Annotated in this window: 2 protein-coding genes; both read right to left on the reverse strand. The window is 44.1% G+C overall.

Translation table 11 applies throughout. From position 1 onward, the window contains the following. A partial coding sequence (locus ACS8FC_RS15805; protein ID WP_439297469.1) for an ABC transporter permease occupies positions 1-604 on the reverse strand: 604 nt, incomplete at its 3' end. Positions 605-633: 29 nt separating this feature from the next. Beyond that, a partial coding sequence (locus tag ACS8FC_RS15810; protein ID WP_439297468.1) for an ATP-binding protein DrrA1-3 family domain-containing protein occupies positions 634-884 on the reverse strand: 251 nt, incomplete at its 5' end.

Below are 884 nucleotides of genomic sequence, written 5' to 3' on the forward strand. Positions count from 1 at the left end.
TGTTTTGCCAAAATGGTGATAAGTTTTCCATCGAATAAAACACACCACCCAAATAGGTCAGCGGGGTCAATACAAAGCTTGGAATGATAGAGATATCATCAAATGAGCGCGCAAACACTGCATTGATAAAACCGCCGAGTGAAAACAAAATAGACGTGCCAAGTACCGTAAATACAGTGACAAATAAATGCTCGATACCGAGATCAGTAAAGAATAACGCGACAATCGAAACAATGACACCAATGGCGAGTCCACGGAAGATACCACCACTGATATAACCCATCAAAATCGCATGTTTAGAGACAGGCGAGACCAAAAGCTCTTCAATGCTAGACGTGAACTTGGCACTAAAAAAGCTCGAAACCACGTTCGAGTAACTGTTGGTAATGATCGACATCATGATCAAACCTGGTACGATAAACTGCATGTAGGGCACACCGCCCATCTCACCTACGCGCGAGCCAATCATCTTACCAAAGATGACAAAGTACAAACTCATCGTAATCACTGGCGGTAATAGCGTCTGCGGCCAAATACGCAGAATACGGCGCACTTCTTTGAACCATATCGTACGAAACGCAATCCACTTTTTACTCAGTGACATCGTTTTATTATGATCGATCAGTTCTTGGCTCATAATCCCGCCTCCTTCATGCTGTCTGCACTTTCAATATTTTTGTCGACCAAGCGCATAAACAACTCTTCTAGACGGTTGGCTTTATTACGCATACTACCGACTTTAATGCCTTTATCAGACAACTGATCAAAGACACCATTTAATGACTCGCCCTCTGTCAGGGTGACTTCTAACGTCTGCTCATCTGGCTGGGAGATATCTGTCACTCCGGTCAAAGCCAATTGCTCGGTGAGCGGCGTCTCTAGAT

Source organism: Psychrobacter sp. 1Y4 (genome assembly GCF_051847555.1).